This window comes from Syntrophomonas sp. UBA5494, assembly GCF_002426325.1.
Map to the genome: position 1 here is coordinate 1 of NZ_DIPG01000082.1, position 1,377 is coordinate 1,377.

Annotated in this window: 2 protein-coding genes and 1 pseudogene; all 3 read left to right on the top strand. The window is 42.6% G+C overall.

The annotated features are described in order from the left end of the window. The first annotated feature begins 123 nt into the window (after positions 1-123). Positions 124-390: a response regulator gene (locus B3W37_RS09020; RefSeq protein ID WP_483175468.1), complete on the top strand. Its 267-nt coding sequence runs from the start codon at positions 124-126 to the stop codon at positions 388-390. Between the two features lie 244 nt (positions 391-634). After that, the gene (locus tag B3W37_RS09025) at positions 635-901 is read left to right on the top strand and encodes a hypothetical protein (protein ID WP_483170677.1); all 267 of its coding nucleotides are present in this window, start codon (positions 635-637) and stop codon (positions 899-901) included. A gap of 161 nt (positions 902-1,062) precedes the next feature. Continuing rightward, positions 1,063-1,377, top strand: a pseudogene (locus B3W37_RS09030) (hypothetical protein); the annotation flags it as partial.

A 1,377-nucleotide genomic window follows, 5' to 3' on the forward strand; every position in this document is an offset into this window, starting at 1 on the left:
CATGCTATCCTGGTGTATTACTTTTTGAAATTATCTATCCATTTGACAAAGAGGGGGAAAGCATGAACGATATGACAAGATACAGGCTGTTGATGATAGGATAAAAAATCAGTTGATAAATAGTTGATAAAAGTACTGTATCCTTTAGGGGGACAGGAGGTATTCGGTGAGATGAGAAATCGAATTTTAATCGTCGATGATGAAAATGACATCGTTAATTTATTGAAAGATCATTTTGAATATAGCGGCTATGAAGTGCTAACTGCTGAAAGCGGCGAAGAAGCGATTAAAAAATCTGAGCAGCAGCCGGATGTCATTCTGCTTGACATCAATATGCCCGGGCTTGACGGTTTTCAAGTTTGTAATCGCATCCGCAATTTTGTTTCATGAACGGGTTTTTTCATTATCCGGTAAGCAGCAATAGCGATGCTGAGGCATTAAGCAACAGCGGAAATATGGAATACCTTTGGGTTCCGGCTTCGGAGGCCGAGTTAACATCCGGCACGATAAATTACCTCCAGGAAAATATCGGCAATGGCAGCATTCCTGCGGAGAAAGCAAAAACTTTTTCAGAAATTTTGCCGTTTACCTGCTGCCGACCATTGTGTTTTTAAGTGCATTTATCATGTTCATCATGCTTTTATTCAAAAAAGCCATTGCCGTATTTCCCATCTACATTGCTTACGTCATTTTTAACGTAACTCCAAAGGCCTTTGAAAACGGCGACAGCCTGGGGGTTTTGTCCAGAGCGATTATCCGGCTTGACGGGCAGTTGGTAAACACACAGGATGTGATGCTGAATCGGGTAATCTATCTGGTGTTGGCGGCGGTATTGATTTTTGTTGCCTGCAAGTTGTATGACCGCCTGAAAAACAATTTAAGAAAGGCCGTTACAATATGAGATATAATCTGAAACTCCTGTTTTCTCCGGTAAAATGGCTTTGCTGCCTGTTGTTTTTCGCCATTATACCAGTTGCCATGTATGCGCCGACTTATTTTGATTTCGCCAACATATGCACGATATATATGCCTTTTGTCGGGGTGGCTTTGTTTACGGATTTAATGACCATCGACCAGAGCAACGGCTTTGAAGAAATAGCGTATATATCAAATCGAAAGCCAATCAAAACCTTGCTGCAAAGGCACTTTATTATGGCTGTTCTGCTTTTGGCGTTTGTGTTGCTTGCCAATTGCATTTTCAGGCTTTTTCAGCTAATCAATAATGACTTCTGGCCGGAGCCGCTCTCCTTGCTTGAATTTGTTCTGTTTGCCTGCGGCAGCAGCCTGATGCTCGGAACGCTCTCCATGAGCATTGCGAACATTATGAACAACCCCTATGTCGGGTACGGCGCAGCCTTGCTCTATTGGGTATATTGG